This is a genomic window from Haliea sp. (assembly GCF_040221975.1).
Taxonomy (GTDB): Bacteria; Pseudomonadota; Gammaproteobacteria; order Pseudomonadales; family Halieaceae; genus Haliea.
This window is the reverse complement of sequence record NZ_JAVJWR010000033.1, coordinates 231,265-257,042: the sequence shown is the minus strand read 5'-3', so window position 1 is coordinate 257,042 and position 25,778 is coordinate 231,265. Positions and strand designations below refer to the sequence as shown.

The following is a 25,778-nucleotide window of genomic DNA, read 5'->3' as shown; positions in this document are numbered from 1 at the left end:
GATGCTCGCGCGCATTTTCTACAACAACGGCCGCTACTTCACCCTGCTGGTGCTGGTGATTCTGGTGGTGGGTATCTCCAGCCTGCGCTCCATTGCTCGCCAGGAAGACCCGACCATAACCAATTTTGTCGCCATCGTTACCACGGTCTACCCCGGTGCCGATCCGGCCCGGGTCGAAGCCCTCGTCACTCGGCCGCTGGAGGATGAACTGCGTCAGATCGCAGAGATCGACGAACTCAACTCCACTTCCGCCAGTGGCATTTCCAGCATCACGGTGAAGCTGGTGGACACCCTGTCTGCGCAGGATATCGAGCGCAGCTGGTCGGAGATCCGCTACGCCATCGATGATGCCGCCAGTCACTTCCCCCCGGGCGTGGCGCCACCGGTGTTCGACGACGACCGTTTCAGCGCCTACACCGCCATTGTCGCGCTGCGGGCACAGGACGCCGTCACGGTACCCCTGTCCCTGCTCAATCGAGTGGCGCTGGATTTTGCCGATGCCGCGCGCAATTTCAATGGCACGGAACTGGTGGATCTGTACGGCGAACCGGAGGAGGAAATCCGCGTCGCCATCGACGAACAGGCACTGATCAGCCGCGGCCTGGGTCTGGATGAGGTGGCTGCCGCCCTGCAGGCGGCCGACCCGCGCACAGCTGCCGGGCGCAGTGCCGGGGCCGGCAATGACTTCCTGATCGAGGTCGGTGGCGAGTTCAGCAGTACCGCCCGGGTGCGGGAAGTCGTTCTGCGTGCGCAAACCGACGGCAGCGCCGTGCGCCTGGGGGACATCGCCCGGGTCTACCGCGCCGAAGTTACTCCACCCGCAGCCCGGGCGCTGGTACAGGGCCGGGAGGGCATTCTGGTAGGTGTGGTCATGCTCGACGGCCGCCAGGTGGACAAGTGGGCCCGGGACTTCAGCGACTTTGTGGATGACTACCGCGCGCTGGCGCCCCAGGGCATCAGCCTGGAGATCAGCTACGACCAGAGTATCTATACCCTCGAGCGCCTGCAAAGTGTCGCCATCAATCTGGCAGTGGGAGTCGTGCTGGTGCTGTTGGTACTGCTGTGTACGATGGGCTGGCGCGCGGCCGTGGTGGTGGCCTGCATCCTGCCCCTGTGCACCCTGTTTTCGGTGGCGGTTTTGTACCAGCTGGGTATCGGCATTCACCAGATGTCGGTCAGCGGCCTGGTGGTGGCGCTGGGGCTGCTCGTGGACGGCTCCATCGTCATGACCGACGAAATCCGCAAGCGCCTGGTGGACCACGGCGACAGCCCCCTGTCCTCCATCGCTGGCGCCGTGTCGCGCCTGCGGGTGCCCCTGCTCTCCTCCACCGCGACGACGGTGCTGGCCTTCATGCCCATGGTGATCCTGCCCGGGCCCGCCGGCGACTTCATGAGCTCCATTGCCATCGCCGTGGTGGTAATGCTGATCGGCTCGCTCTTGTTGGCGCTGATCGTGACCCCGGTACTGGCGGCCTGGCTGCTGCCAAAGGGACTGCAGCGCACGGGTCGCTGGTGGGAAATGGGCGTGCGCAGTGGCCACCCGGGGCGTCTGCTGGTGCGCACCCTGGACTGGTCCCTGCGCAATCCCGGAAGTTCCGTGGCGCTGGCGCTGGTGCTGCCGCTGACGGGATTCCTGTGCCTGTCATCCCTGACCGCACAGTTCTTCCCCGGTACCGATCGCGACCAGATGTATCTGCAGGTGAAGCTGCCGGACGGGCGCTCCATCAATGACACCAGCGCCCTGGTACAAAAGCTGGATGCACAACTGCGCGCGGACCCGTTGATCCGGCGGGTGGACTGGACCATCGGCGAGAGTGCGCCTGCCTTCTACTACAACATGTTCCGCACCCGCGAGCGGATCCCCAGCTGGGCCGAGGCGCTGGTGCTGACCACTGACCCGAAACAGACCGATGCGCTGATCCGGCGCCTGCAGCGGGAGGTGGACCGGGACTACCCCGCGGCGCGTATCATCGTTCGCGGTATCGACCAGGGACCACCGGTGATGGCGCCACTGGAGGTGGAAATCTATGGCGACAACCTGGATGTGCTGAGGGCGCTTGGCGAGCAGTTTAGACTGCGGCTGGAGCAGTTGCCAGACGTCACCCACACCAATACCAGCCTGGTGGCCGGCGCGCCCAAGCTGGTGTTTGAGGCCGACGAAACCCGGCTGCGGCTGGCGGGCCTGCAGCGGCGCGACGTCGCCGCGGCGCTTGACGCGGCCCTGACCGGCATCACCGGCGGCGAAGTGCTGGAAGGCACCGAACGCCTGCCAGTGCGGGCGCGGCTGGAGGAAGCGAGCTGGGGCAGCGCCGGCCAGATCGCCGCCCTGCACCTGCCCCTGCGTAACGGCGCGGGCGCAGAAAGCGGTATTCCCGGCGTCGCCCTGCAGAGTCTGGGCGAGTTCACGCTGGTGCCTTCCCGCAGCCCCATCAGCCGCACCCGCGGTGAGCGTACCAACATCGTGCAGGCCTACCTGACCCGCGGAGTGCTGCCGGAAGAGGCGCTGGCCCGCCTGCGGGCCGATCTGGAAGCGAACCCCGTTCCGCTCCCCGAGGGCTACCGCGTCGGCTTTGGCGGTGACAGCGACGAGCGCGCCGGGGTGGTGGACAGCATCATGGCACCCATGGGGATGATCATCGCCATGCTCGTGGCTACCATCGTGCTCACCTTCAATTCCTGGCGCCTGTCGCTGGTGGCCGTGCTGGTGTGCATCTGCTCCACCGGTCTGAGCCTGCTGTCGCTGGCGGTTTTCCAGTACCCCTTCGGTATCCAGGCCCTGATTGGGGTTATCGGCTCCATCGGCGTGTCCATCAATGCAGCGATCATCATCATGACCGCCCTGCAGCTCGAACCGGGCGCCATGGCGGGCGGGCTTCACGCCATTCGCGGCGTGGTGATGGACTCCAGCCGCCACATTGTCTCCACCACCATTACCACTTTCGGCGGCTTCCTGCCCCTGATCCTGGAGGGGAGCCAGTTCTGGCCGCCCTTTGCCATGGCAATTGCCGGCGGCGTGTTGTTGTCCACCGTAGTCTCCTTCTTCCTGGTGCCGCAACTGTTCCTGTTGCTGCGCCGGCGGCCGGGCCTGTTTCCAGCGCCTGCTACAGCCGCCGCGGGGGAACTCCAGCGATGACCGGGAAACCAAAAGTGCAGCCCCGCGGGTACCATCACGGTGATCTGCGCAACGCGCTGATCATCGCTGCAGCGGAATTGATCGAGGAGAGCGGCAGCCTCGACTTTGCCATGATCGACGCTGCACGCCGCGCCGGCGTCAGCAGCGCAGCGCCCTACCGCCATTTCAGGGACAAGGCCGCGCTCCTCGATGCCGTGCTGGAGTTCGCCTTCTTCGCCCTGAGCCAGGAGATGGATGCGGTGACCCGCAACCAGGAGCGCGGCAGCATCGAAGCCATCGTTGCCCTGGGTCAGGCCTATATCCGCTTTGTCACCGGCCACCCGCAGTTCTATGACCTGATGTGGGGAGACCGCGACAAGCGTTTCGTTGACGACGTCGAAAACGAACTGCGAAGCTCCGGATTCTACCTGCTGGTAGCCACGGTGGAGGCCTGGTGTCAGCGTAGCGGCCGCGATGGGGAAGATGCCCTGACCCTGTCGATCAAGCTCTGGGCCATGGCGCACGGTCTCAGCGGCATCGCCATGCACGGCCACGTCGAGCGCTTCCTGCCCCAGGCGGATGTGTACTCCCTGCTGGAAAGCAGCACCCAAACCTTTCTGGAAGGTGTACGACGAGGAGCGTGAACTGCCCACCCTTCCCCCAGGTTCTGCCGGTGGGCGTGAACGGTGGAGACTCTGGACAGGTTGCCCGCTAGCCGGGGCGAGCCACCCGCAACAGTACGAACGCCAGGATGATTGCCGGCAAGCCGGTGGCGGCGGTAATGAAAAAGAACGGTACCCAGCCCACCAACTCCGCCAGCATCCCGGTGAAACCCGCCAGCAACTGCCCGGGCAGGGTCATCAGCGAACTGAACAGGGCGTACTGGGTGGCAGTATAGGCGGTGTTGGTGAGACTGGAGAGGTAGGCGATAAACACCGAGATCGCCAGCCCGCCGGAAACATTGTCGGCCATGATCGCCAGCACCAGGCCATGGGTTTCCGGGCCGATGAACGCCAGCCAGGCAAAGGCCAGGTTGGTAGCCGGCGCCATGAAAGCGGTCAGGAGCAGAATGCGGGCGATACCGAAACGGGCCACCAGCAAGCCGCCCACCACGGCGCCCAGCAGGGTCATGCCGAGACCGAAGGCGGCGGCGATATTGGCAATCTGGGCCTTGCTGAAACCGAGGTCCAGATAAAAAGGGTTGGCCATGACCCCCATGAAGATATCAGTGAGCCGAAAGGTCGCGATGAAAGCGAGAATCAGCAGCGCTACGCGGCCATAGCGCTGGAAGAACTCCGCAAACGGGCACACCACGGCGCCGATGAGCCAGGCCTGCATGTCCCGGCGCCAGCCCCGGTGCACAGTAGTGGCCAGGTAGTCGGTCACCCGCTGCTCGAACTGCAGCGTAGTCTGGTTCACCGCAACCGTCGGCTCGGCGATCACCAGGGTGGTGACGATGCCCACCGCCATCAACAGCCCCATGACGCCATAGGCCAGCGACCAGCTGTCGAGATTGGCGAGGTGCAGCGCCCCCGCCCCCGCCGCCAGGATCGCCACCCGGTAGCCGGTCACGTAGGTGGCCGCCATCGCTCCCTGGCGGTGCTTTGCCTCCGCTTCCACTCGGTAGGCGTCAATGGCGACGTCCTGGCTGGCGGAGCCGAAGGCGGCCAGTATCGCCCACAGGGCCACCAGACCCAGTTGCTCCCGCGGGTCGGTGAAGGCCATGCCCAACAGGGCCGTGGCGATCACCACTTGCGCCAGTAGCATCCAGGCCCGCCGCCGCCCCAGCAGCCGGCTGAGCAGCGGCAACTGGGCGCGATCGATTAGCGGCGCCCATAATACCTTGATGGAATGGGCCATGCCGACCCAACTGAGAAAGCCTATAGCCGTCAGCTCGACGCCCAGATCACGCAGCCAGGCGCTGAACGTCCCCCCCACCAGCAGCAGCGGCAGGCCGGCAGAAAAGCCGAGGAACAGCATGCCGATGACCCGGGGATTGAGATAGACGCGCAGGCCTTCGGGGGCGGGTTCGGCTGCAGGCCCGGTCACGGCTTTGCGGCTGCTCCGGATGCCAGCCGCCCCAGGCTCCCGGCATTACCGACAGCGGCAGCAATCTGGGTGCGGGCGATCCAGCCCATGACTGAAATGCGGTTATCCATTGGACGCTTCTTCCGGGGTGGCTGCGAGGCGCTACATCATAGCGGGTGCGGGGTCTGGTGCAAACGTCGGGGAATGGCGTATTCTGGACGCGATTTCCCGGTCGTCCCCCACTGCATCCAGACATGAGAGAGTCCAGTGACCGATCCATACAACCCTGTAAACCCGACCCGCGCCGAGATCGATGCGCTACCCGGCCTGACCCTGCTGGAATTCGGCACTGACTGGTGCGGGCACTGCCAGGCGGCGCAACCCATCATCAGCGCGGCAATTGCGGAGCATCCAGCGTTGCGCCACCTCAGGCTGGAGGACGGCAAGGGCCGACCGCTGGGCCGCTCTTTCGGCGTCAAGATGTGGCCCACACTGGTATGCCTCCGCGATGGTCAAGAGGTCGGCAGACTGGTGCGTCCGTCGAGCACAACGGCGCTGCAGGAGCTCTTGGCCAGGGCATGGAAAGAGCGCCCGGAACAAGGGTCCAGTGCCCGCTTGCGTTAGGGGCAGGTAAACGCCCGCAGCATGAAAAAAGCCTGCCTGACATCCATTCCGGTGTTGCTGCTGGCAGCGGGATTGCTGTGGACGATGCTGCCGCTGCTGTATCCAGACTGGGCGGAGGGCAAGCAGGCCGCCGAGCCGCAGGTGTTGCTCGGCACAGACTTCAGTCCGGTCGTCGCGGCAGAAGCCAGGTCCGAGGGTGACGCGCTGCTGATCACCCGCATGCAAACGGATGCAGCGGTGTTCCGGGCCAATCCGCGTTTCGATGCCTCTCGCTACCCGCAGCTGCGCCTGCATCTGCAAGGCCTGCGCCCGGAGTCGCGGCTGTTCCTGTTCTGGCGTACTGCTGAACTGCCCACCCGACAGCGTTCACTGGAGCTGGATCATTACCGTGATGGAACCCAATGGTTCGCCCCGGGCCACAGCGAGTTCTGGCGCGGCACAGTGGTGGAGGTGGCGATAGGAGTCTTTGGCGAGGCCGGTACAGAACCCTTGCGACTGCGAGAGCTTGCCTTCCATGGCGTGACCCGCGAACGCATGGCGGCCCGCATGATCGCGGAGTGGAGCAGCTTCCAACCCTGGCTGCATTCGGCCATGAACCTGCATCGGGGAATTCCGCCAGCGGCGGTCGCACACCCCAACGCCGTAGCCGCGCTGGGAGTCGCGATCGCGCTGCTTCTGCTGGTCATTGCTGCGGCAGTGCTGCGCCTGTCCCGGCGTACCGTCGTCGCCGCGGGGTTGCTGGTGCTGTTCCTGCCCTGGCTGGTACTGGATCTGCTGTGGCAGGGGCAGCTCAACACCCGCGTGGCGCTCTCCCGCGATCAGTTCGGCGGCCTGGACCAGCAGACTAAACACCAGCGTGACCTCGACTCGGCGCTGTTCAATTATGCACAGGAATTGCGGACATTGGTGCCTGCGGATCCACAGCAACGCTTATTCCTGCTGCACGATTCCCGCGGCCACAATTACCAGCGCCTGCGCCTGCAGTTTCACCTGCTGCCCCTGAACATCTATAACTATGGCTCGACCCTGCTGCCGGTCGGCGAGATGCGCCCCGGCGACTATGTGTTGCAGTTCGGCGCGCTGGAGGGGCTGCACTACGACCCCGCCAGCGGCCTGCTCACAGGTAACAACCAGCGCTGGCAGGCACTCATGCTCAGCCAGCATGAGCTGGGACGCCTGTTTCGCCTGACCCGGGAACTACCGCCTGTCGCGACGGGGCAGCGTCGATGATGCCATTGCTGGAGGAGATAAATCTTCCTGGACTGCTGGTCGCTACCTTGCTGCCCTGGTGCGCGGGAGCAGTCGCGGCGCGAGTGATCATCGGGGCGGCTCCCCTGAGCCTCTTGCTGGGCCACGGATACCTGCTGGGACAACTGCTGGTGGTGATACTGCTGCTGGGCTGGGACGCGGCAGGTTTAACCTTCGCCTTCGCGCCGCTGGCGGCTCTGCTCGGCGGCGTCACCGTGCTGGGCAGCCTGCCGTGGTTGCGCAGGTTCCAGCGTCAGCGACGTTCACACCCGCTTTGGCCAGGTGCGATGAGGGTTCACTGGCGGCACATGCTGTGGTTGTTGCCGTTGCTGTTATTCCTGACGGTTCGCGGCAGCGCAATGGCCCAGGAAATGGCACTGCGGCCCCTGTTTGCCTGGGATGCGTGGATGAACTGGGTACCTCGGGCGGTGGTATGGTTCCAGCACGGGGAGCTCACTGCCTTCGGCACCCCTGACGCGTGGCTGGCCGCACCTCCAGCCACTGAACTCTACACCCTCGGCAACTGGCGCGCCGGTGATTATCCGCCCGCGATACCTTTGCTATTGTTGTGGCAGATGCTGGGAGCTGACAGCTACGACCATACACTGCTCTATCTGCCCTGGCTGCTACTGCCCGGCGCCTGCGCCCTGGCCCTGTGGGGACATCTGCGAGCACTGGATCTGCCGCACTGGGCAACGGCGCTGGCGCTCTATGCCTTGTTGAGCCAGCCCCTCCTCACTACCCACAGCACTCTGGCGGGCTATGCCGATCTGTGGCTGGGCGCGGCCTTCGGTCTTGGCGCCATGGCATTGGCCCACTGGCAGCATACTGGCGCCTGGCGCCACGGCCTGCTGGCCATCACCCTGGCGCTCATGTGCGCCCTGTTGAAGACTCCCGGGCTCGGTTTTGGTGCGCTGCTGCTGGGGGCGGCGGTGATCCTGCTCTGGCGCCCTCCTGCTCGCTGGTTGCTGGCCTCGGCAGCGACGGTCTGTACCCTGTTGTTGCTGGGGCTCCTGCTGGGCCTGCACCCGCGCGTCGCGGAACTGGACGCGCTGCTGGTGCTGGACCTGCCGTGGACCCTGCCCACACTCACACTGGCGCCGCGCCCACTGCTACCCTACCTGTGGCAGGCATTGTTCGTGCAAGCCAACTGGCACCTGTTGTGGCTGTTGCTGCCGACCTGCCTGCTCGCGGGACTGGCCTGGCGCGGACTGGCGAGCCTGCACAGCATTGCCCTGCTGGTGCTGGTGGCGGGCTTCGGCCTGCTGTTGTTCCTGTTCGGGTTCACCCACTATTTCAAGGAAGCAGCAAACTTTGTGACCCTCAATCGCACTCTCCTCTACCTGGCGCCGCTGGCGGTGTATGTGGCCTTTGCCCAGCTCGCGCCAATACTGGCGCCGGACTCGTCCCGCTGATGGCTGGCCGCGGGCGGGAATCGCGACTGGCACGACTGGCGCCGCTGCTCGACGCCACGGCCCTCTGTGCCGCTGGCTATGGTGCGTTCCACCTGCGCTTCCCCCACCACGAGACAATGGAACCTCACTACCAGCTGGCCCTGCTGCTGGCGGTACTGCTGGCCCTGTTGTGGCTGCCCGCGACCCGGGCTTACCTGCGCCCGGGCTGGTTGCAGCCGGGCGCAGGATTGCGCGTGGCGGCACCGGGTCTGGCGCTGCTGTACGGCAGCCTCATGCTCGCCGCCACCTTGACCAAGACGACGGCAGATTTCTCCCGCATCTGGATGGGCAGCTGGGTCCTGCTTGGCATCGCGCTGATGGCGCTCTGGCGCCTGCTGGTCGCCCGCACAAGTGCCGTCAATCCGTTACGGGTGGTGTTGCTCGGGAGTGGCCTCCGCGCCCGGGACGCTGCACGGTCCCTGCGGGCACAGCACGGCAGCGCTGCGGTTGCGGGCTTCATATCACTGTTGCAGGAGACGCCAAGGGGGGACCTGCCCGCACCGGTACTGGGCACGCTGCTGCAGCTTGCAGATGTGCTCGCGGCAGAACCCGCCGTTACCGAGCTGTGGCTGGCAGCGGACAACAGTCCCGCCGGCGACGAGGATATCCTGCCACTGGCGTTGCAATTGAGCAGCGTGCCACTGCGGGTGGTCCCCGATGCGAGTCTGCTGCGGTTGGTGGGTCACAGCATTACCGAGGTGGCGGGAGTCACGCTGATCGAACTCAATGCGACCCCCCTGGATGGTCCCGACGCGCTGCTCAAGGAAGCCTTTGACCGCAGCGTTTCAACGTGCTTGCTGTTCCTGCTGGGGCCATTTCTGCTCCTGCTCGGCCTGCTGGTACGGCTGGACTCACCCGGGCCAGCGCTGTTTCGGCAACCGCGCCACGGCAGCGACGGCCGGATTATCCAGGTGTTCAAGTTCCGGACCATGGTGTACCAGCAGCAAACCGACGAACGCCAGGCGCGCCCGAACGACCCCCGGATTACCCGGCTGGGTGCCTTCCTGCGACGCAACAGTCTTGATGAACTGCCGCAGTTGCTGAATGTACTGCGTGGGGAGATGTCCCTGGTGGGACCACGGCCACACCCGGTATCCCTCAACGAGAACTTTCGGTACCAGATCAATGCCTACATGCAGCGACACCGGGTCAAGCCCGGAATCACCGGGTGGGCCCAGATTCACGGTTTGCGCGGGGAAACCGACACCCTCGACAAAATGCAGCAGAGACTGGACTACGACCTCTACTACATTGAGCACTGGTCTCTGTGGCTGGACCTGACAATTCTCCTGCGCACGGCGCTGCGTGGTTGGCGCCACAATGCCTACTGAGGAGAATGTTTTCACGAGCCCCGCACTGGTGGAATTCGCGGGCACTGCACTGGCCCCTTCCACCCTGGCAGAACTGCTCGCCTGGCTGCAGCAGCGGTGGCATAACGGCGAGCGGGGCCTGCTGCTGGGCCATCACAACCTGCACAGCCTTGTTCTTTGCCAGCGGGAGCCAACGGTCCGTGAATTCTACCGCAGTTGCCAGCGTTGCTACGTGGATGGCGTGGCGGTGCTCTGGTTGCTGCGCGCGGCGGGCTTTGATACGTCCGCGGCACAACGCTTTACTCTGATGGACAGCCTGCCGACGCTGTTGGAGTGGCTGCAAAGCGCCAACCTGAGCGTATATTACCTGGGCGGATCACCATTGGCTGCCGAACGCGCGCGAGCCTGGCTGGCGCGGGACTATCCACAGCTCAGGGCCAGGCTGCAACACGGCTACGACCTGGCAGAGGCAGAGACCATCAGCGCCATCAACCAGTTTCGCCCCGACCTGTTGCTGGTGGGTATGGGCATGCCGCGGCAGGAAGCCTGGCTCTTGCGCCACCGCGCGCAGCTCGACGCCGGCGCCATGCTGCAGGCGGGGGGGACACTGGACTATTACACTGGACTGCAGGCCAGGCCACCACTGTATCTCAGCCGCATCGGCCTCGGCGGGCTGTACCGCCTGCTGCTCGACCCGCGCCGACTCTGGTACCGCTACCTGGTCACCCCATGGTCGCTGCTGTGGCCCACAGTGAAGTTGCGGCGCGCCCTCGCCCAGGGGCGCCGCTGACCCGTCATCTATCTACCCGCGTCGCCGTGTGGCCAGAATCGTCCCCTGTAGGCCCAGGCGCCGCCATACCAGCACCAGACAGCCAGTATTGATCAGCAGACTACTGGCCACGCTGGTCAACGCCGCCCCAACGGCGCCCCAGATCGGTACCAGCCAGACCAGCAGCAGCAGATGACTGAGCGCGGCAAAGGCACTGACCCGAAGTGCAGGCCCCTGGTGCCCGGTCATCAGCAGCAGGATCTGGGCGGGGCCGAGCGCAACGCCAATCAGCCGTCCCAACAGCAGCGCCCCCAGGATAGGCTGGGCGTGCAGAAATGCCGCGCCAAACAAATGCAGCAGGAATTCAGAGCAGAGCCAAACCCCCGCAGCGAGCACCAGGGTCGGCCAGAGACCGATATGTGCGGCCTGGGTAACTACCGCCTGCAGGCGGCCCCGGTTGTGGCTGGCGTGCGCGGTCGCCAGCCAGGGCTGAATAACGGCGCTCGCGACCACTGCGGGCGTAGACGCGAGCTGGGCCAGGCGCTCGGCAATAAAGAACGCACCTGCCGCGGCGGGGCCCGCGAGCACACCCACCGCCAGGGTGTTGGCGTAGGTCATCACCAGTCCACAGGCGCTGGCACCGAACACCGGCAGTCCCTCTCGGAGCAGGCGGCTCAACCCTGGTACCGCGACTTCATCCGCGGTCGACGGCGCCACAGGCGCGCGCGGCGGCCGCCGGCCCAGCCGCCATTGCACACCGTGTACCAGCGCCAGTCCGCTGACCACGGCCAGCAGGGCCTCGATCGCGCTGAGGCGGGGCCCGGCAACTACCACGGCAGCGAGGGCCAGGACCGCGGTAAACAGGGGCCGCAGAACCTGGTAGGGGAGGAACGCACTCACTGTATGGCCACGGGCACGGCTCAGACCCTGGTACAGGAGCGTGGTAGCGGCGAGAGGCGCGCCCAACAGCGCCAGCAAGGCGATATCCGGAGCCACGGTAATAGTCGGTGGCAACTGCCACAACAGCAGTCTACCCAGGGCAAATATCAGCACTGAAGCCAGTGCGATCAATGCCAGTGCCCGCCTCAAAACAGCGCCCTGGGCGCGTCGATCCCCGCGCTGAACCTGAACCGCCATGTGGCGGCCGGCGACAATGGGCAGCCCCATGGCCAGTACGCCGCCGACAAGAAACAGCAGATTTTGCCCCCAGACATAGAGACCGTAGGCACTGGGGTCGGCGATGAGTCGCGCCAGCAGGATCTGCAACAGGAAGACCAGTAGCAGGCCGACGCCCTGCACGGCCCCCACCAGCACCCCGGCCCGGGCCACGTCCCCGAACAACCAGTCCGGCGTCAGGCGGTCTCGCCAGCTGCGCCTGTCTGGTACGTCCCTGCCGTGCTCGCCAGCGGTCACTCAGGCCCCGGTGCGCTCGCGGAAATACCTGACCGTATGTGCCAAGCCCTGTGCCAGCGCGACGCGCGGCTGCCAATCCAGCAGCTCCCGCGCCAGGCGGATATCCGGCTGGCGCTGCCGGGGATCATCTTCCGGCAAGGGCTCATGGATCAGTTCTGACCCGGTGCCGGTCTCGGCCAGCACCTGCATTGCCAGTTCACAAATAGTGAACTCCTGCGGGTTGCCCAGGTTCACCGGCCCGGTGACGTCGTCGGTCGTGGCCATCAGGCGTATCAGTCCCTCCACCAGGTCGTCGACGTAACAGAAAGAGCGTGTCTGCCGGCCATCGCCATAAAGTGTGATGGGTTCGTCGCGCAGGGCCTGGACAATAAAGTTGGAAACCACCCGGCCATCGTTGGGCTGCATTCGCGGACCGTAGGTATTGAAGATTCTTGCCACTTTGATGCGCAGGCCATGCTGGCGATGGTAGTCAAAGAACAGCGTTTCTGCGCAGCGCTTGCCCTCGTCATAGCAGGCTCGGGGGCCAACGGTATTGACCCGGCCCCAATAGGCCTCCGGCTGGGGATGCACCTCGGGGTCGCCGTAGACCTCGCTGGTGGAGGCCTGCAGTATCTTTGCCCGCAGCCGTTTCGCCAGCCCCAGCATATTGATGGCGCCGTGGACGCTGGTTTTCGTGGTCTGTACCGGGTCGCGCTGATAGTGCACCGGCGACGCCGGACAGGCGAGGTTGTAGATCTCGTCCACTTCCACGTAAAGAGGAAAAGTCACATCGTGACGCAGCAGCTCGAAATGGGGATTGTCCAGCAGATGCAGGACGTTATCGCGTGTGCCGGTAAAAAAGTTATCCACGCAAAGCACATCGTGGCCGAACTCCAGCAATCGTTCGCAGAGATGACTACCGATAAAGCCGGCACCACCAGTGACGAGGATCCGTTTGCGTAAAGCCTGCTGCATGATTTTGTTCCTGACCGGACAAGTACGAGGCGTTACCTGTATGACTGGAAAGGATGTCTCCGGTACAGCACCCAATTTAAGTGGCGGGGGCAGAAGGACTCGAACCCTCGACCTACGGCTTAGAAGGCCGTTGCTCTATCCAGCTGAGCTATACCCCCGGGACGCGGCGGCGAGTATAGCACTGCTCCAGCGTGACCTACAGCATGCCCGCAATCTGTGGCAGTATTCCGGCATTGTCGCTACCAGCCGCGAACGAGAGCGCTGTTCACTCGCTATGACTGATCCAATTCAGCGAATTCTGACCGTCGTGTATTCGCTGGAAAAGGGCGGTACCCAGCGCGCGGCGCAAAATTTTGCCGAGGGTTATCAGGCCAATGGCCTGGACTCGCGGGTTCTCTACACCCGCGAGGACGGCCTGCGACGCGGGGAGCTGGAAGCCGCAGGCCTGCCAGTGTATTGCCTGTTGGACAGTGCTGACCGGATATCGCTGCTGCAATGGCAGCCGCAGCTGGTGCACCTGCATTCGCATCTGCTGACGCTGGCGGAGTTCGAACTGATCGAAAGGAGTTTCCCCGCTGCCCGGATGGTGGAGACCAACGTCTTTTCCATTCCCAGCCCCTGGGCCGGCCGGCTGCAGCTGAGCTTGCAGCTCGCCCAGTGGTGCCTCTGGCGCTACATGCGCCGCGCCGGGGCGGCTTGCCCGGTCTCGGTGGTGCCCTACCCCGTAAAGATCGCTGCCTTCACCCGCTCGGCAGAGCATGCGCGCCGGGACTTTCGCGCAACGCAGGGACTGCAACCTGATGACATCCTGCTGGGGCGTATCGGGCAGTCCTTCGATGGCAAGTGGTCGCCGCTGCTGATCGACACGTTCAATCGCCTGCGCCGGCAGCACCCTCGCCTCAGGTTGCTGGTGGTGAACCCGCCGCCCGCTATCCTGCGGGGTATTGCCCGCTCCCGCTGGCGCGAGGATATCGTGGTCATCGACCGCATCGAGGGGGATGCTGCACTGTGTGACTGCTACTCCGCGATCGATATCTTTGTGGCGATTTCCGATCTTGGCGAGAGTTTCGGCATGGTACTGGCGGAGGCGCAGCTCTGCGAAACGCCAGTGGTCACCTTCGCCACGCCCTGGCAGGACAATTCCCAGATCGAAGTGGTGGCGGACGGGGTCGGTGGCGCGGTGGTTGCCACCCGCCGGGCACTGGAGGCCGCGCTGCAAGAGCTGATCGACGATCCTGGCCTGCGCCAAAAACTGGGGCGCCAGGGCCGGGCACACATCGCGGCTGCCTATGACCACCGCAGCGTTGCACGACTCGCGCTGGCGGCCACAACCCCGCCCCTGGAGGCACCGGCCACGCCCGAGCCACTGCAGATGATGAAGCGGGTGCGCGGATCACTGGACCCGGTCTCGCGCTGGCTGTTGCAAAGGCAGAGAGGGCTTGCCTGGCTGCGCTACACCACAGGCTACGAACCCTGGCGCCGCCTGCCGGGACGCTTGTTGCGGAAATTCTACCGGCGCTTGCGGGCAGATGACGGCAGCAGCCACTGAGCCGGCAATGCAGCGACTGACGCCAGCCGCCCCGACAGTGAACCTTCGGCAAGCAACAGGGCATAACAGTAGTTAAGCGCCAGGCGCATGCGCCGACGCAGTCTGCTTGCGCCGCTACGCTGGTGGATTTCGGCTCGCAGTTCCTCCAGTCGCGGGCGCTGCCGCAGGTCGAAAGCCAGGGCCAGCATCTGCGCCATGCGCTGACGACGCTTGAGATCAATGTAGCGTCGCGCCAGGTGGTTCATCATCGCGAATGCATTGGTGCCGTGAATCCGATAATGGAAGCCCGGCGTCGCGCAACTGTATTTAAGTGCGCCTGCCACGGACGCCGCACGCACCAGCACCCCATCCGCAGACAGTCGCGTTGTGGCGTGGCTTTGCGGATTGACCCGCAGCAGGCGCAATGCACGTGCGTCAAGCGGGCACTCGTCGGAAAAATGCCGGCGCACCGCAAGTAAACGTTCCACCAAGGGACGGCTGAAGGCCAGGCCCGACGTCGGTGTACCGAGAAATTCCCCTCCAATCAGGGTCGACCAGCGGCTGGGCCCGGTAGGTCCTTCCGGAATGGCAATACGCGCCAGCAGCTGCTGCATCGCCTGCACCTGTTCGGCCGGGGCGCCACCCGGCACGGCTGCGGAAAAAAACATGCCGACGTCGGGGTGTTCACGCCCCAGCAGGCGCAGGCGGTCGAGATAGCCGGGCAGGAAATAGTCGTCGCTGTCCAGCAGTGCCAGCAGGTCCCCGGTCGCCGCCGCCATGCCATTGAGCACTGCAGCGAGCTGGCCCTGGTTGCGCTGCTGGATAATGCAGAGACGGGTATCGTGGCGGTAACGGTCCAGAATGGACACAGAGTCATCTGTCGAGCCGTCATCTACAAGCACCAGTTCATCATCGGGGTCAAGCTGGGCAAGGGCCGAGTCGATGGCGTCGGCGAGGAACCGGCCGTAGTTGTAATTGTTGATGACAACCGACAGTTTCACGGTGGGGGCCACCCGTCATTGCTATCGAATCAGGAAAGGGTGGGGTGGCCGACGGGTCTTGAACCCGCTACCTCCGGAGTCACAATCCGGTGCTCTACCAGGTGAGCTACGGCCACCACTGCGTGGTCTGAAAACTGTGGTACCAACCTGACAGCTGTGGCCAAAAGTTGGTCGGGGTAGAGAGATTCGAACTCCCGACATCCTGCTCCCAAAGCAGGCGCGCTACCAGACTGCGCTATACCCCGATGATCCTGCGGGCCATGTTGAGCCGCCCGTTTTCAGGAGCCGCATCATACTCAGCCCCCACCGGGGCGTCAACGGCGTATTGGTGATTTTACCCCAGTTTCGGCCGCCGCGCCCCTCCCATTTGCAGATGCCGCGTGGGACAATACGCGCCCTCCTCAACCCCTCACTACAGGAAAACAGCCCATGTCAGCTCTGGTTCTGGACGGCAAGACCCTCGCGGCCCAAACCGAGGCCGACCTGCTCGCGCGAGTGGAGCAGCTCAAGGCCAGATCCGGGGGCAAGACCCCTATTCTCGCCACGATCCTGGTCGGCGACGACCCTGCGTCCGCCACTTATGTGAGAATGAAGGGCAATGCCTGCCGCCGCGTGGGCATGGAATCGCTGGCGGTGGAACTGCCTGCCGCCACCAGCACCGAGACCCTGCTGGCGAAAATTCGGGAACTTAACACCAATCCGGATGTGCATGGCATCCTGCTGCAGCACCCGGTGCCGCCGCAGATCGACGAGCGCGCCTGCTTCGACGCCATTGCCCTGGAAAAGGATGTCGACGGCGTCACCTGCCTGGGCTTTGGCCGCATGGCCATGGGCGAGAATGCCTATGGCTGCGCCACGCCCCAGGGCATCATGCGTATCCTGGAACACTATGGTATCGACATCGAGGGCAAGCACGCGGTGGTCGTGGGCCGCAGCCCCATCCTCGGCAAGCCAATGGCGATGATGCTGCTGCAGAAGAATGCCACAGTCACCATTTGTCATTCGCGCACCCGCGACCTGCCATCACTGGTGGCGCAGGCGGATATTCTGGTGGGTGCCGTGGGCAAGCCGGAGTTCATCCGCGCCGACTGGGTCAAGCCCGGCGCGGTGGTCGTGGATGCGGGCTATCATCCCGGCGGGGTCGGCGACATCGAACTGGGGCCGCTGGCGGAGAAAGCCGGCGCCTACACACCGGTACCGGGCGGCGTCGGCCCCATGACCATCAACACCCTGATCCTGCAGAGTGTCATGTCCGGGGAAAAATCTCTGGGCTGACGCCAAAGCCTGGCAGTGACTGCGAGCCCCGACGACGGGCGCTCCGGCTTAAACCCTTCGCCAGCGCGTTCCCTCGCGGGAATCCTCCAGTTCTACGCCGGCCGCCAGCAGTTCTGCGCGAATGGCGTCGGCGCGGGCATAGTCCTTGTCTGCCTTGGCCTGCTGGCGCTCATTGACCAGCATGGCGATCGCCTCGGCGTCGATGCTCTCCTCCCCCGCTCCGCCCTGCAGCCATTCCTCGGGATCCTGCTGCAGGATCCCCAACAATTTTCCCGCCGCCAGCAGCCGCGCCTTGAGAAGTGGCTGCTCAGCGGCGGGTGCCTTGTGCAGCTGCTTGGCCAGGGCGTGTAGCTCGGCAATCGCCAGCGGCGTGTTGAGGTCATCCTCCAGGGCGCGGTAGAACGGCTCCTCGGCCAGGGCGACTTTGCCAGCTGCCGGCACGTCCTGCAGTGCGCGCAGGGTATTGTAGAACGCGGCCAGGGTGGCCTCGGCCTGGTCCAGCAGTTCCGCGGAAAAGTTCAGCGGCGAGCGGTAGTGCGCCGACAGCAGCGCAAAGCGCAGTACTTCGCCGCGGTAGTGGCCGAGCAGTTCACGAACCGTACGGAAATTGCCCAGGGACTTGGACATTTTCTCACCGTCGATATCCAGGTAGGCGTTGTGCATCCAGTAGCGCACATAGTCGCCGCCGTGGGCACAGCGACTCTGGGCGATCTCGTTCTCGTGATGGGGGAAGATCAGGTCGCGGCCACCGCCGTGGATATCGATGGTCTCTCCGAGGTGGGCGCGAATCATGGCCGAGCACTCCAGGTGCCAGCCCGGCCGGCCCCGGCCCCAGGGGCTGTCCCAGCCGGGATCGGCCGCCGCCGCCGGTTTCCACAGCACGAAATCGCCCGGGTGGCGCTTGTAGTCGGCCACCTCCACCCTCGCCCCAGCCAGCATGTCATCCAGGGAGCGCTTGGACAGGCGCCCGTAATCGGGCATGGACTCCACCGCGAACAGCACGTGCCCCTGGCTCTCGTAGGCGTGACCCTTTTCAATCAGGGTCTCGGTGAGCGCGATCATGGCATCGATATTGTGAGTGGCGTGGGGCTCCAGCGTCGGCGGCAGCGCATTGAGTGCGGCCATGTCTTCCCGGTATTTGACGGTGAATTCCGCGGTGACCTCATCGATGCTGCGACCGGTGTCCCGGGCGGCGGCGATGATCTTGTCGTCGACGTCGGTAATATTGCGGGCGTAGGTCACCTTGCCGTACCGGGTCTGCAACAACCGGAACAGCACATCAAACACCACGACCGGACGGGCATTGCCGATATGGGCGAGGTTGTAGACCGTGGGTCCGCACACGTACATGGTGACGCTGTCGGGCTGCAGCGACACGAAGGGCTCCTTGCGTGCGCTCAGGGTATTGTAGACAGTAATACTCATGCCTGGTCACCGCCGCCCGCGTTCCAGGTGTCACGCAGGCCGATGGTGCGATTGAACACCGGCTGCTCCGGCGTATGCTGGTAGCGGTCGGCGACGAAGTAACCCTCGCGCTCGAACTGGAAACCCTGCTCGGGGGCGGCGTCTGCCAGCGACGGCTCGATCCAGGCATCGGTCACGACCTTGAGCGAATCCGGGTTGAGAAAGTCCATGAACGCGTTGTCGCCGCGATCCGGCGCCTCGTGGGTGAACAGGCGGTCATAGAGGCGCACGGTGGCACGGCGCCCGGCACTGGCGGATACCCACTGGATCACGCCCTTGGGCTTGATCCCGTCCGCAGGGTCCTCGCCAAAGGTGTCGGGGATGGTCACCGCGTGCACTTCGGTGATATTGCCGGCGGTGTCCTTGACCACCTCCGTGGCCTCCACCACGCAGGCATTGCGCAGCCGCACCCGCTTGCCCAGCACCAGGCGCTTGTACTTCTTGTTCGCCTCCTCGCGGAAATCATCGGCATCGATGTACAGCTCGCGGGTAAACGGCAGTTCCCGGCTACCCAGGTCTTCGCGGGTCGGGTGCGCCGGGGCAGTCAGCACCTGGCGGTGGTCCGGCGCCAGGTCCGTCAGCACCAGTTTCAGCGGATGCAGCACGCACAGGGCCCGCGGCGCGTTCTCGTTGCGGTCGTCGCGGATGGCGTGCTCCAGCATCGCCACGTCCACCACGCCGTCACTGCGGGTGACCCCGATCATGTCGCAGAAAGTGCGGATCGCGGCGGGGGTAAAGCCGCGGCGACGCATGCCGGCGATGGTCGGCATGCGCGGATCGTCCCAGCCGTCGACAACGCCCTCGTCCACCAGCTGCTTGAGCTTGCGCTTGCTGGTGACGGTGTAGTTGAGGTTCAGGCGCCCGAACTCGTACTGGCGCGGGCGCGAGGGTACCGGCAAGTGCTCGATAAACCAGTCGTACAGGGGCCGGTGGTCCTCGAATTCCAGCGTGCAGATGGAGTGGGTGACGCCCTCGATGGCATCCTCCTGGCCGTGGGCAAAATCATAGGTGGGGTAGATGGCCCACTCGCTGCCGGTCTGGTGGTGAGCGGCCTTGCGGATACGGTAGAGAATGGGGTCGCGCAGGTTCATGTTGGGCGCGGCCATGTCGATTTTCGCCCGCAGGACCTTGCTGCCCTCGTCGAACTCCCCGGCCCGCATCCGCGTCAGCAGGTCAAGGTTGTCCTCGACGCTGCGCTCACGATAGGGACTGTTGCGCCCCGGCTCGGTCAGGGTGCCGCGGTATTCCCGGGCCTGCTCGGCATTGAGTTCGCAGACATAGGCGTCGCCATTGCGCACCAGGTGCACGGCCCAGTCGTAGAACTGCTGGAAATAGCTGGAGGCGTAGCGCACTTCGCCCGCCCATTGGTAGCCCAGCCAGCGCACGTCGGCCTGGATGGATTCGATGAATTCCTGGCTCTCCTTTTCCGGGTTGGTGTCGTCAAAGCGCAGGTTGCAGCGACCGCCGAAACGCTCCGCCAGGCCAAAGTTCAGGCAGATGGACTTGGCGTGACCCACGTGCAGGTAGCCATTGGGCTCCGGCGGAAAGCGGGTGACCACCTCCTGCACGCGGCCGCTCCTGAGGTCGTCGGCGATGAGAGTCTGGAGAAAGTTGTTGGCGGGCTTGATGTCCATGCGGTCCGGGTCGGCTCCAAAAACCGGGCATTATACTGCCTGATGCGGAGCCCTTACAGGACTTTGCGCCCAGTGGCGGGCAGTTCTGCCGCACGCTGTGTTTTACTGGCCGGGAAAAGTCCGTATCATTGCGCACTCTTTTGACAGCGGCGACTTTAACCATGGTAATCATCAAAACGACCTTCGGCGATATCACTTTGAGCCTGGACGCCGAAAAGGCTCCCGCCACCGTGGCCAATTTCCTCAAGTATGCCCGCGAGGGGTACTATGACGGCACCATTTTCCACCGGGTCATAGACAACTTCATGATCCAGGGCGGCGGTTTCGACACCGAGATGCGCCAGAAACCGACAGGCGCGCCGATTGAGAACGAGGCCGACAACGGCCTCAAGAACGACTTCGGCACCGTCGCCATGGCCCGCACCATGGATCCGCATTCCGCCACGGCGCAGTTCTTCATCAACGTGAAGGACAATGATTTCCTCAACCACAGTGGCAAGAACGCCCAGGGCTGGGGTTACGCGGTGTTCGGCAAGGTCACCGCCGGCGAAGAAGTGCTCAACAAGATACGCGCACTCCCGACGACCAGCCGCAATGGTCACCAGGATGTACCGAAAGAGCCGGTGATCATCGAGACCGTCGAAATCATTGAGGACTGAGACAGGCCGCCGCTGTGCCCGCGACCTATTTCATCGCCGATCTTCATCTGGAGGCGACCCGTCCTGGTACCACCCGGGCCCTGCGCCGGTTTCTGCTGGAGCACCAGGACTGCGACGCTCTGTATATCCTCGGTGACCTGTTCGAGGCCTGGATTGGTGATGATGACGACTCGCCACTGGTGCGGGAGGTGGCAGAAATGCTCACGCGCTTCAGCGCCGCCGGCCCGCGCCTCTACCTGATGCAGGGCAATCGGGATTTCCTCCTCGGCAAGCAATTCTGCCAGCGCGTGGGCGGCAAGTTGCTGCGGGATCCCAGCGTGGTCAATCTCTATGGCGAGCCGACCCTGCTCCTGCACGGCGACAGCCTCTGCACCCGGGATACCGAATACCAGGCCTTCCGCAAGACCACACGTGCCAGGGCCTGGCAGTCCGAACTGCTGGCCCGCTCCCTGGAGGAGCGCCGGACCCTGGCGCGTGAGCTGCGCAATCGCAGCCGCGAGGCCACCAGCAACAAGGCCGAAGACATCATGGATGTAACCCTGGAAGAGGTGGAGCGCGCTCTGCTGGACCACGAGGTGCAGCGGATGATCCACGGCCACACCCACCGGCCGGCGCGCCACGATCACGCCGCAGGCACCCGCTGGGTACTGGGTGACTGGGACCAGAAAGGCTGGTACCTGGAGGTGAAGCCCGACAGCTGCACTTTGGTAGATTTTGATATAAAACAATAGGTTATAAATACAATCTGCAACAGTATCGAGATCTATTTGCGCACGGTCGCCACACCTGAGGCGAACATTTCTGCCGGCACGCCACTGTGGAACCGGAACTCACTGTCGACACTCTCGATCAGCCGCGCCTCACAGTTGCGCAGGGCGGCCAGCCGTTCCTCGATCTCCGCCGCGGGCGCCAGCGCTGCGGCCAGCCCCAGGTAATCCTCGAAATGTCGCGCCTCGGATTTCAGCAGGGAACTGTAGAAATCCGCCAGCTCCGGGTCCAGCACCGGGATCAGCGCCGCGAAGCGTTCGCAGGAGCGGGCTTCGATCAGGGCACCCACCAGCAAGGTGTCTACCAGGCGACCCGGTTCGTTGCCGCGCACCTGCCGCCGCAACTCACCGGCGTAGCGCGACGCGGATAGCTGCGGATAGGCCATCCCGCGCTTTTGCATGAGAGCAAACACCTGCTCGAAATGGCGCAACTCTTCCCGCGCCAGCCGCGACAGCTTCTGCAGCAGGCGCGGTTGCTCGACGTAGCGGTACATCAGGTTCAGCGCGGTGGATGCCGCTTTCTTCTCGCAGTTGGCGTGGTCCACCAGCAGCAGTTCCGGGTTTGCCAGCGCCCATTCGATCCAGGCCGGGGGCGTGGCACAGGGCAAAAACGCACGCACCGGTGCCAGCACAGTCTCAGGCTGCATCAATGCCCCTCTCCGCCGAACAGGTCCGGGGTTCGCATGTAGCGGTCATAGTGGGCCTCGGAGAGAATATAGAACTCCTGGTCTATCAGGTCCCGCAACCGCGGCAGGCCCAGACTGCGAAATTCGGCATTGACGCTGAAGCCAAAATCCTCGCTCCGCGCAATCTGCCCGGCGCCCGCCTTGAGCAGGCTGAATACCTGGCAGTACTCATCGTGGTCGGCGTTGTGGCGTACCTGCTGCACCTGTAGCTGCCACCTCAGCAGGGCGTGATCGACCACCACCAGCTTGTTGCTGACACAGCGCGAGAGAAAGTCCGCCAGGCGTCCGTCTATCGCCAGCTTCTGTTCGTGGGTGTAGCCATTCCAGTGGATCACTTCGTGACTGAAACGCTTGCAGCCGCGACACACGGCATCGCCGATGCCGGTGGAGCAGACCCCGATACAGGGTGTCTTGACGACGGGCTTGAGCATAGTCTGGTGCGGAAAAACGGGGCTATTCACGGCCCGAAAGTGTAAGCCATCGACCGCCTGAATGCACGGTATAAGCGGTGCGCCGATTTATCTTGCCCCACTGCTGGGCTATACTGCCGCACCAGTTTCCACCGCAGCACAGGCAGCCAGCAGACCTGCCCGCAGCGCCACCCGTCACCGCAACAAGGAGCTTTACCGTGCTAGAAGCCTATCGTGAACACGTGGCCGAAAGGGCCGCCCTGAATATTCCGCCCAAGCCCCTGAGCGCCGAACAGGTCGCCGCCCTGGTAGAGCTCCTCAAGAATCCGCCCGCCGGCGAAGAAGACTTCCTGCTCGACCTCATCAGCACCCGCGTGCCCCCGGGCGTGGACGAGGCGGCCTACGTCAAGGCCGGGTTCCTCTCTGCCGTGGCCAAGGGTGAGGCCGAGTGCAAACTGATCGACCGCGCCGCCGCGGTCAAGCTGTTGGGCAACATGCACGGTGGCTACAATATTGAAACCCTCGTTGGCCTGCTGGCAGACGCGGAACTGGGTGCCCTTGCGGCCACCGAGCTCAAGCACACCCTGCTGGTATTCGACGCCTTTCACGACGTGGATGAACTGGCCAGGGCCGGCAACGCCAACGCCCGGGCAGTCCTGGAGTCCTGGGCCGAGGGTGAATGGTTTACCAGCCGCCCGGATGTGCCCGAATCGATCAAGGTGGCAGTCTTCAAGGTCACCGGTGAAACCAACACCGACGACCTCTCCCCCGCCCCCGACGCCTGGTCGCGCCCGGACATTCCCCTGCACGCGCTGGCCATGTACAAGATGACCCGCGACGGTCTGAGCCCGGAAGAGCACGGCGTCACCGGACCCATGAGCCAGATAGCGGAGCTGCAGGCCAAGGGCCTGCCGGTAGCCTTCGTCGGCGACGTGGTCGGCACCGGCTCCTCGCGCAAGTCCGCGACCAACTCGGTGCTGTGGTTTTTCGGTGAGGAAATGCCCGGGGTCCCCAACAAGAAGGGTGGCGGCATCTGCATTGGCGGCAAGGTAGCGCCGATCTTCTACAACACCATGGAAGACGCGGGGGCGCTGGTGTTTGAAGCCCCGGTCGATGACCTGAACATGGGCGACGTGATTGAAGTGCGCCCCTATGACGGCAAGATCCTGGCCGAAGACGGTACCGTGCTGTCAGAATTCGAACTCAAGTCCGATGTGCTGCTGGACGAAGTCCGCGCCGGAGGCCGCATCAACCTGATCATTGGTCGCGGCCTTACCACCCGGGCCCGGGAAGCCCTCGGCCTGCCCCGTTCCACTTTGTTCCGCACCCCGGAAGTGCCCGGCGACACCGGCAAGGGCTTTACCCTGGGGCAGAAGATGGTCGGCCACGCCTGCGGCGTCGACGGCGTGCGCCCCGGCACCTACTGCGAGCCGCGCATGACCACGGTCGGCTCCCAGGACACCACCGGCCCCATGACCCGGGACGAGCTCAAGGACCTGGCCTGCCTGGGCTTCTCCACCGACCTGGTGATGCAGTCCTTCTGTCACACCGCGGCCTACCCGAAGCCGGTGGACATCGACACCCAGCACAGCCTGCCGGACTTCATCATGACCCGTGGCGGCGTCTCCCTGCGCCCGGGCGACGGTATCATTCACAGCTGGCTGAACCGCATGCTGCTGCCCGACACTGTCGGCACCGGCGGCGACAGTCACACCCGTTTCCCGATGGGCATTTCCTTCCCCGCGGGGTCCGGCCTGGTAGCCTTTGCCGCTGCCACCGGGGTGATGCCGCTGGACATGCCGGAATCGGTGCTGGTGCGCTTCAAGGGCAAGATGCAACCCGGCATCACCCTGCGCGACCTGGTTCACGCCATTCCCTACTACGCCATCCAGCAGGGCCTGCTGACGGTGGAGAAAAAGGGGAAGAAGAACATCTTCTCCGGTCGTATCCTGGAGATCGAAGGCCTGTCCGGCCTGACTGTGGAACAGGCCTTCGAGCTGTCGGATGCCTCCGCCGAGCGTTCCGCTGCCGGCTGCACCATCGCCCTGGACGAGGACACCATCGCCGAGTACCTGCGTTCCAATGTGGTGCTGCTGCGGGCAATGGTTGCCGAGGGCTACGGTGACGCCCGCACCCTCGAGCGCCGGGCCAGCAAGATGGAAGAATGGCTGGCCAACCCCAGCCTGATGCAGGCCGATGCCGACGCGGAGTACGCCGCAGTGATCGAAATCGACCTGGCAGAGGTCAAGGAGCCCATCGTCTGCGCCCCCAACGACCCGGATGATGCGCGTTTGCTCTCCGACGTCGCCGGCGACAAGGTCGATGAAGTGTTCATCGGCAGCTGCATGACCAACATCGGCCACTTCCGCGCCGCCGGCAAGCTGCTGGAGCAGCACAAGGGCAGCCTCTCCACCCGCCTGTGGATTTCCCCCCCCACGCGGATGGACCAGCATCTGTTGATGGAAGAGGGTTACTACAACATCTTCGGTCGCGCCGGCGCGCGCACCGAGATGCCCGGCTGCTCTCTGTGCATGGGCAACCAGGCCCGGGTGGCGGCGAACAGCACGGTGCTTTCCACCTCCACCCGCAATTTCCCCAACCGCCTCGGCGACGGTGCCAACGTCTACCTGACGTCGGCGGAACTGGCGGCAGTGGGGGCGATTCTGGGCAAGCTGCCGACCCCGGAGGAATACCTGCAGTTCGCCAGCAAGCTCGATGCGATGTCAGCGGAAATCTACCGCTACATGAACTTCGACCAGATTGTGGAGTTCCAGCACAGCGCCGAGGAAGGCAAGCGCATCGCCGCGGTGCAGGTCGACGTGGTCAGCGCCGCCTGAGCAGCAGTTCCAGCCGGCTATCCGCGAGCAGTACGCTGCGCTCGAAGCGGAAGTCGGCCAGCACTTCCTGCAACCGGGCCTGGGGCATGGGCGCGTAGCCGGCAAGCGGCTGCCGTCTGGCCCGCAGGGTCAGGGTGTCTGCGCTGCGTATACCGTGAATCCGTGAATCCTCTGGCGCACCGCGCTTGTGGACGCTGAAGGCGTGGCCGCGAGTGCCCGGGTGCAGGTGCGGCCTCAGCAGCTGGAGCAGCGCTCTGGCGGCTGCCTCGGGCAGGTAGTTGAACAGATCCCAGAACAGGCAGATGTCGAAGCGGGTCTCTGGCGCCAGGGGCAGCAACGCCCGAAACTGCTCAAGATAGGTGATACCGTCTTCCTCGGGCAGTAACGGCAGGTCGCGGAAAAGATCCGCAATGTGCAGGGTGCAGGGTGCAGCGGCAAAGAATGCCACCGTTTCCGGCAGTGCCGGGCCGACGTCCAGCACCGTGACCCGCTCCCCTTCCCCGGCGCGCTGCAGTACCGACGCCAGCAGCTGCGAAGCCTGGCTCTGCGGGGTCACTGTCCGGGCAGGCGCGATGCCGGGCCGAGGGAGACTCGGGGCATGGGAC

At 64.6% G+C, this 25,778-nt stretch carries 21 protein-coding genes and 3 tRNA genes; 12 read left to right on the top strand and 12 right to left on the bottom strand.

Annotated features, from left to right (window positions below):
- Position 1 precedes the first annotated feature (1 nt).
- Entirely contained in the window at positions 2–3,133 is a 3,132-nt protein-coding gene (locus RLO07_RS16215) for an efflux RND transporter permease subunit (RefSeq protein WP_462293186.1), read from the top strand.
- A complete protein-coding gene (locus tag RLO07_RS16210; protein ID WP_462293185.1) occupies positions 3,130–3,756 on the top strand; it encodes a TetR/AcrR family transcriptional regulator in 627 nt (208 codons plus the stop codon). The genes RLO07_RS16215 and RLO07_RS16210 overlap by 4 nt, the downstream gene beginning before the upstream one ends.
- A 67-nt stretch (positions 3,757–3,823) precedes the next feature.
- Here the strand turns inward: RLO07_RS16210 and RLO07_RS16205 are convergent, their stop codons facing one another.
- A complete protein-coding gene (locus RLO07_RS16205) occupies positions 3,824–5,161 on the bottom strand; it encodes an AmpG family muropeptide MFS transporter (protein ID WP_462293184.1) in 1,338 nt (445 codons plus the stop codon).
- A gap of 246 nt (positions 5,162–5,407) precedes the next feature.
- Here RLO07_RS16205 and RLO07_RS16200 point away from each other — a divergent pair, with 246 nt between their 5' ends.
- The 5 genes from RLO07_RS16200 to RLO07_RS16180 are packed head-to-tail and all read left to right on the top strand — an operon-like array spanning position 5,408 to position 10,566.
- A complete protein-coding gene (locus tag RLO07_RS16200) occupies positions 5,408–5,764 on the top strand; it encodes a thioredoxin family protein (RefSeq protein WP_462293183.1) in 357 nt (118 codons plus the stop codon).
- A gap of 21 nt (positions 5,765–5,785) precedes the next feature.
- Positions 5,786–6,994, top strand: a complete 1,209-nt coding sequence (locus RLO07_RS16195) for a hypothetical protein (RefSeq protein WP_462293182.1) — start codon at positions 5,786–5,788, stop codon at positions 6,992–6,994.
- Entirely contained in the window at positions 6,991–8,427 is a 1,437-nt protein-coding gene (locus RLO07_RS16190; RefSeq protein ID WP_462293181.1) for a hypothetical protein, read from the top strand. Before RLO07_RS16195 ends, RLO07_RS16190 begins: the two co-directional genes overlap by 4 nt.
- Positions 8,427–9,797: an exopolysaccharide biosynthesis polyprenyl glycosylphosphotransferase gene (locus tag RLO07_RS16185; RefSeq protein ID WP_462293180.1), complete on the top strand. Its 1,371-nt coding sequence runs from the start codon at positions 8,427–8,429 to the stop codon at positions 9,795–9,797. The genes RLO07_RS16190 and RLO07_RS16185 overlap by 1 nt, the downstream gene beginning before the upstream one ends.
- Positions 9,787–10,566: a WecB/TagA/CpsF family glycosyltransferase gene (locus tag RLO07_RS16180; protein WP_462293179.1), complete on the top strand. Its 780-nt coding sequence runs from the start codon at positions 9,787–9,789 to the stop codon at positions 10,564–10,566. Before RLO07_RS16185 ends, RLO07_RS16180 begins: the two co-directional genes overlap by 11 nt.
- A gap of 12 nt (positions 10,567–10,578) precedes the next feature.
- Here the strand turns inward: RLO07_RS16180 and RLO07_RS16175 are convergent, their stop codons facing one another.
- The 3 genes from RLO07_RS16175 to RLO07_RS16165 all read right to left on the bottom strand — a co-directional run bounded on the left by RLO07_RS16175 (position 10,579) and on the right by RLO07_RS16165 (position 13,070).
- Complete coding sequence (locus RLO07_RS16175; protein ID WP_462293178.1) at positions 10,579–11,958, bottom strand: lipopolysaccharide biosynthesis protein; 1,380 nt, start codon at positions 11,956–11,958, stop codon at positions 10,579–10,581.
- Positions 11,959–12,912: a UDP-glucuronic acid decarboxylase family protein gene (locus tag RLO07_RS16170; protein WP_462293177.1), complete on the bottom strand. Its 954-nt coding sequence runs from the start codon at positions 12,910–12,912 to the stop codon at positions 11,959–11,961.
- Positions 12,913–12,993: 81 nt separating this feature from the next.
- Positions 12,994–13,070: transfer RNA gene (locus tag RLO07_RS16165), tRNA-Arg, on the bottom strand.
- A 116-nt stretch (positions 13,071–13,186) separates the two neighbouring features.
- Between RLO07_RS16165 and RLO07_RS16160 the strand changes: the two genes are divergently transcribed.
- Positions 13,187–14,461 (top strand): glycosyltransferase family 4 protein, encoded by a 1,275-nt coding sequence (locus tag RLO07_RS16160; protein WP_462293176.1) that lies wholly within the window; start codon positions 13,187–13,189, stop codon positions 14,459–14,461.
- Here the strand turns inward: RLO07_RS16160 and RLO07_RS16155 are convergent.
- From RLO07_RS16155 to RLO07_RS16145, 3 genes are all read right to left on the bottom strand, one after another.
- Positions 14,422–15,441, bottom strand: a complete 1,020-nt coding sequence (locus tag RLO07_RS16155) for a glycosyltransferase family 2 protein (protein WP_462293175.1) — start codon at positions 15,439–15,441, stop codon at positions 14,422–14,424. The genes RLO07_RS16160 and RLO07_RS16155 overlap by 40 nt on opposite strands.
- Positions 15,442–15,481: 40 nt before the next feature.
- A tRNA-His gene (locus tag RLO07_RS16150) sits at positions 15,482–15,557 on the bottom strand.
- 52 nt (positions 15,558–15,609) lie between these two features.
- Positions 15,610–15,686 (bottom strand) — tRNA-Pro (locus tag RLO07_RS16145).
- 184 nt (positions 15,687–15,870) lie between these two features.
- On the opposite strand from RLO07_RS16145, the gene folD reads away from it, so the two are divergent.
- Positions 15,871–16,716 carry a bifunctional methylenetetrahydrofolate dehydrogenase/methenyltetrahydrofolate cyclohydrolase FolD gene (gene folD / locus RLO07_RS16140; protein ID WP_462293174.1) on the top strand — a complete coding sequence of 282 codons (846 nt, stop codon included), beginning with the start codon at positions 15,871–15,873 and terminating at the stop codon, positions 16,714–16,716.
- 48 nt (positions 16,717–16,764) lie between these two features.
- Here the strand turns inward: folD and cysS are convergent, their stop codons facing one another.
- Together cysS and RLO07_RS16130 are read right to left on the bottom strand one after the other, a co-directional pair.
- Positions 16,765–18,141, bottom strand: a complete 1,377-nt coding sequence (gene cysS / locus RLO07_RS16135) for a cysteine--tRNA ligase (RefSeq protein ID WP_462293173.1) — start codon at positions 18,139–18,141, stop codon at positions 16,765–16,767.
- Entirely contained in the window at positions 18,138–19,814 is a 1,677-nt protein-coding gene (locus RLO07_RS16130; protein ID WP_462293172.1) for a glutamine--tRNA ligase/YqeY domain fusion protein, read from the bottom strand. The genes cysS and RLO07_RS16130 overlap by 4 nt, the downstream gene beginning before the upstream one ends.
- A 161-nt stretch (positions 19,815–19,975) precedes the next feature.
- Between RLO07_RS16130 and RLO07_RS16125 the strand changes: the two genes are divergently transcribed.
- Positions 19,976–20,473, top strand: coding sequence for a peptidylprolyl isomerase (locus tag RLO07_RS16125; protein ID WP_462293171.1), 498 nt, complete (start codon positions 19,976–19,978; stop codon positions 20,471–20,473).
- Positions 20,474–20,487: 14 nt separating this feature from the next.
- Positions 20,488–21,204, top strand: a complete 717-nt coding sequence (locus tag RLO07_RS16120; protein WP_462293170.1) for a UDP-2,3-diacylglucosamine diphosphatase — start codon at positions 20,488–20,490, stop codon at positions 21,202–21,204.
- Positions 21,205–21,236: 32 nt separating this feature from the next.
- Here RLO07_RS16120 and RLO07_RS16115 read toward each other — a convergent pair whose 3' ends face one another.
- The gene (locus tag RLO07_RS16115) at positions 21,237–21,887 is read right to left on the bottom strand and encodes a MiaE family protein (RefSeq protein WP_462293169.1); all 651 of its coding nucleotides are present in this window, start codon (positions 21,885–21,887) and stop codon (positions 21,237–21,239) included.
- The gene (locus RLO07_RS16110) at positions 21,887–22,357 is read right to left on the bottom strand and encodes a DUF1289 domain-containing protein (protein WP_462293168.1); all 471 of its coding nucleotides are present in this window, start codon (positions 22,355–22,357) and stop codon (positions 21,887–21,889) included. The genes RLO07_RS16115 and RLO07_RS16110 overlap by 1 nt, the downstream gene beginning before the upstream one ends.
- A gap of 197 nt (positions 22,358–22,554) precedes the next feature.
- Here RLO07_RS16110 and acnB point away from each other — a divergent pair, with 197 nt between their 5' ends.
- The gene (gene acnB / locus RLO07_RS16105) at positions 22,555–25,173 is read left to right on the top strand and encodes a bifunctional aconitate hydratase 2/2-methylisocitrate dehydratase (RefSeq protein WP_462293167.1); all 2,619 of its coding nucleotides are present in this window, start codon (positions 22,555–22,557) and stop codon (positions 25,171–25,173) included.
- Here the strand turns inward: acnB and RLO07_RS16100 are convergent.
- On the bottom strand, positions 25,160–25,729 hold the full coding sequence (locus RLO07_RS16100; RefSeq protein ID WP_462293166.1) for a hypothetical protein: 570 nt from the start codon (positions 25,727–25,729) through the stop codon (positions 25,160–25,162). The two genes, acnB and RLO07_RS16100, sit on opposite strands and share 14 nt — an antisense overlap.
- Between the last annotated feature and the right edge of the window lie 49 nt (positions 25,730–25,778).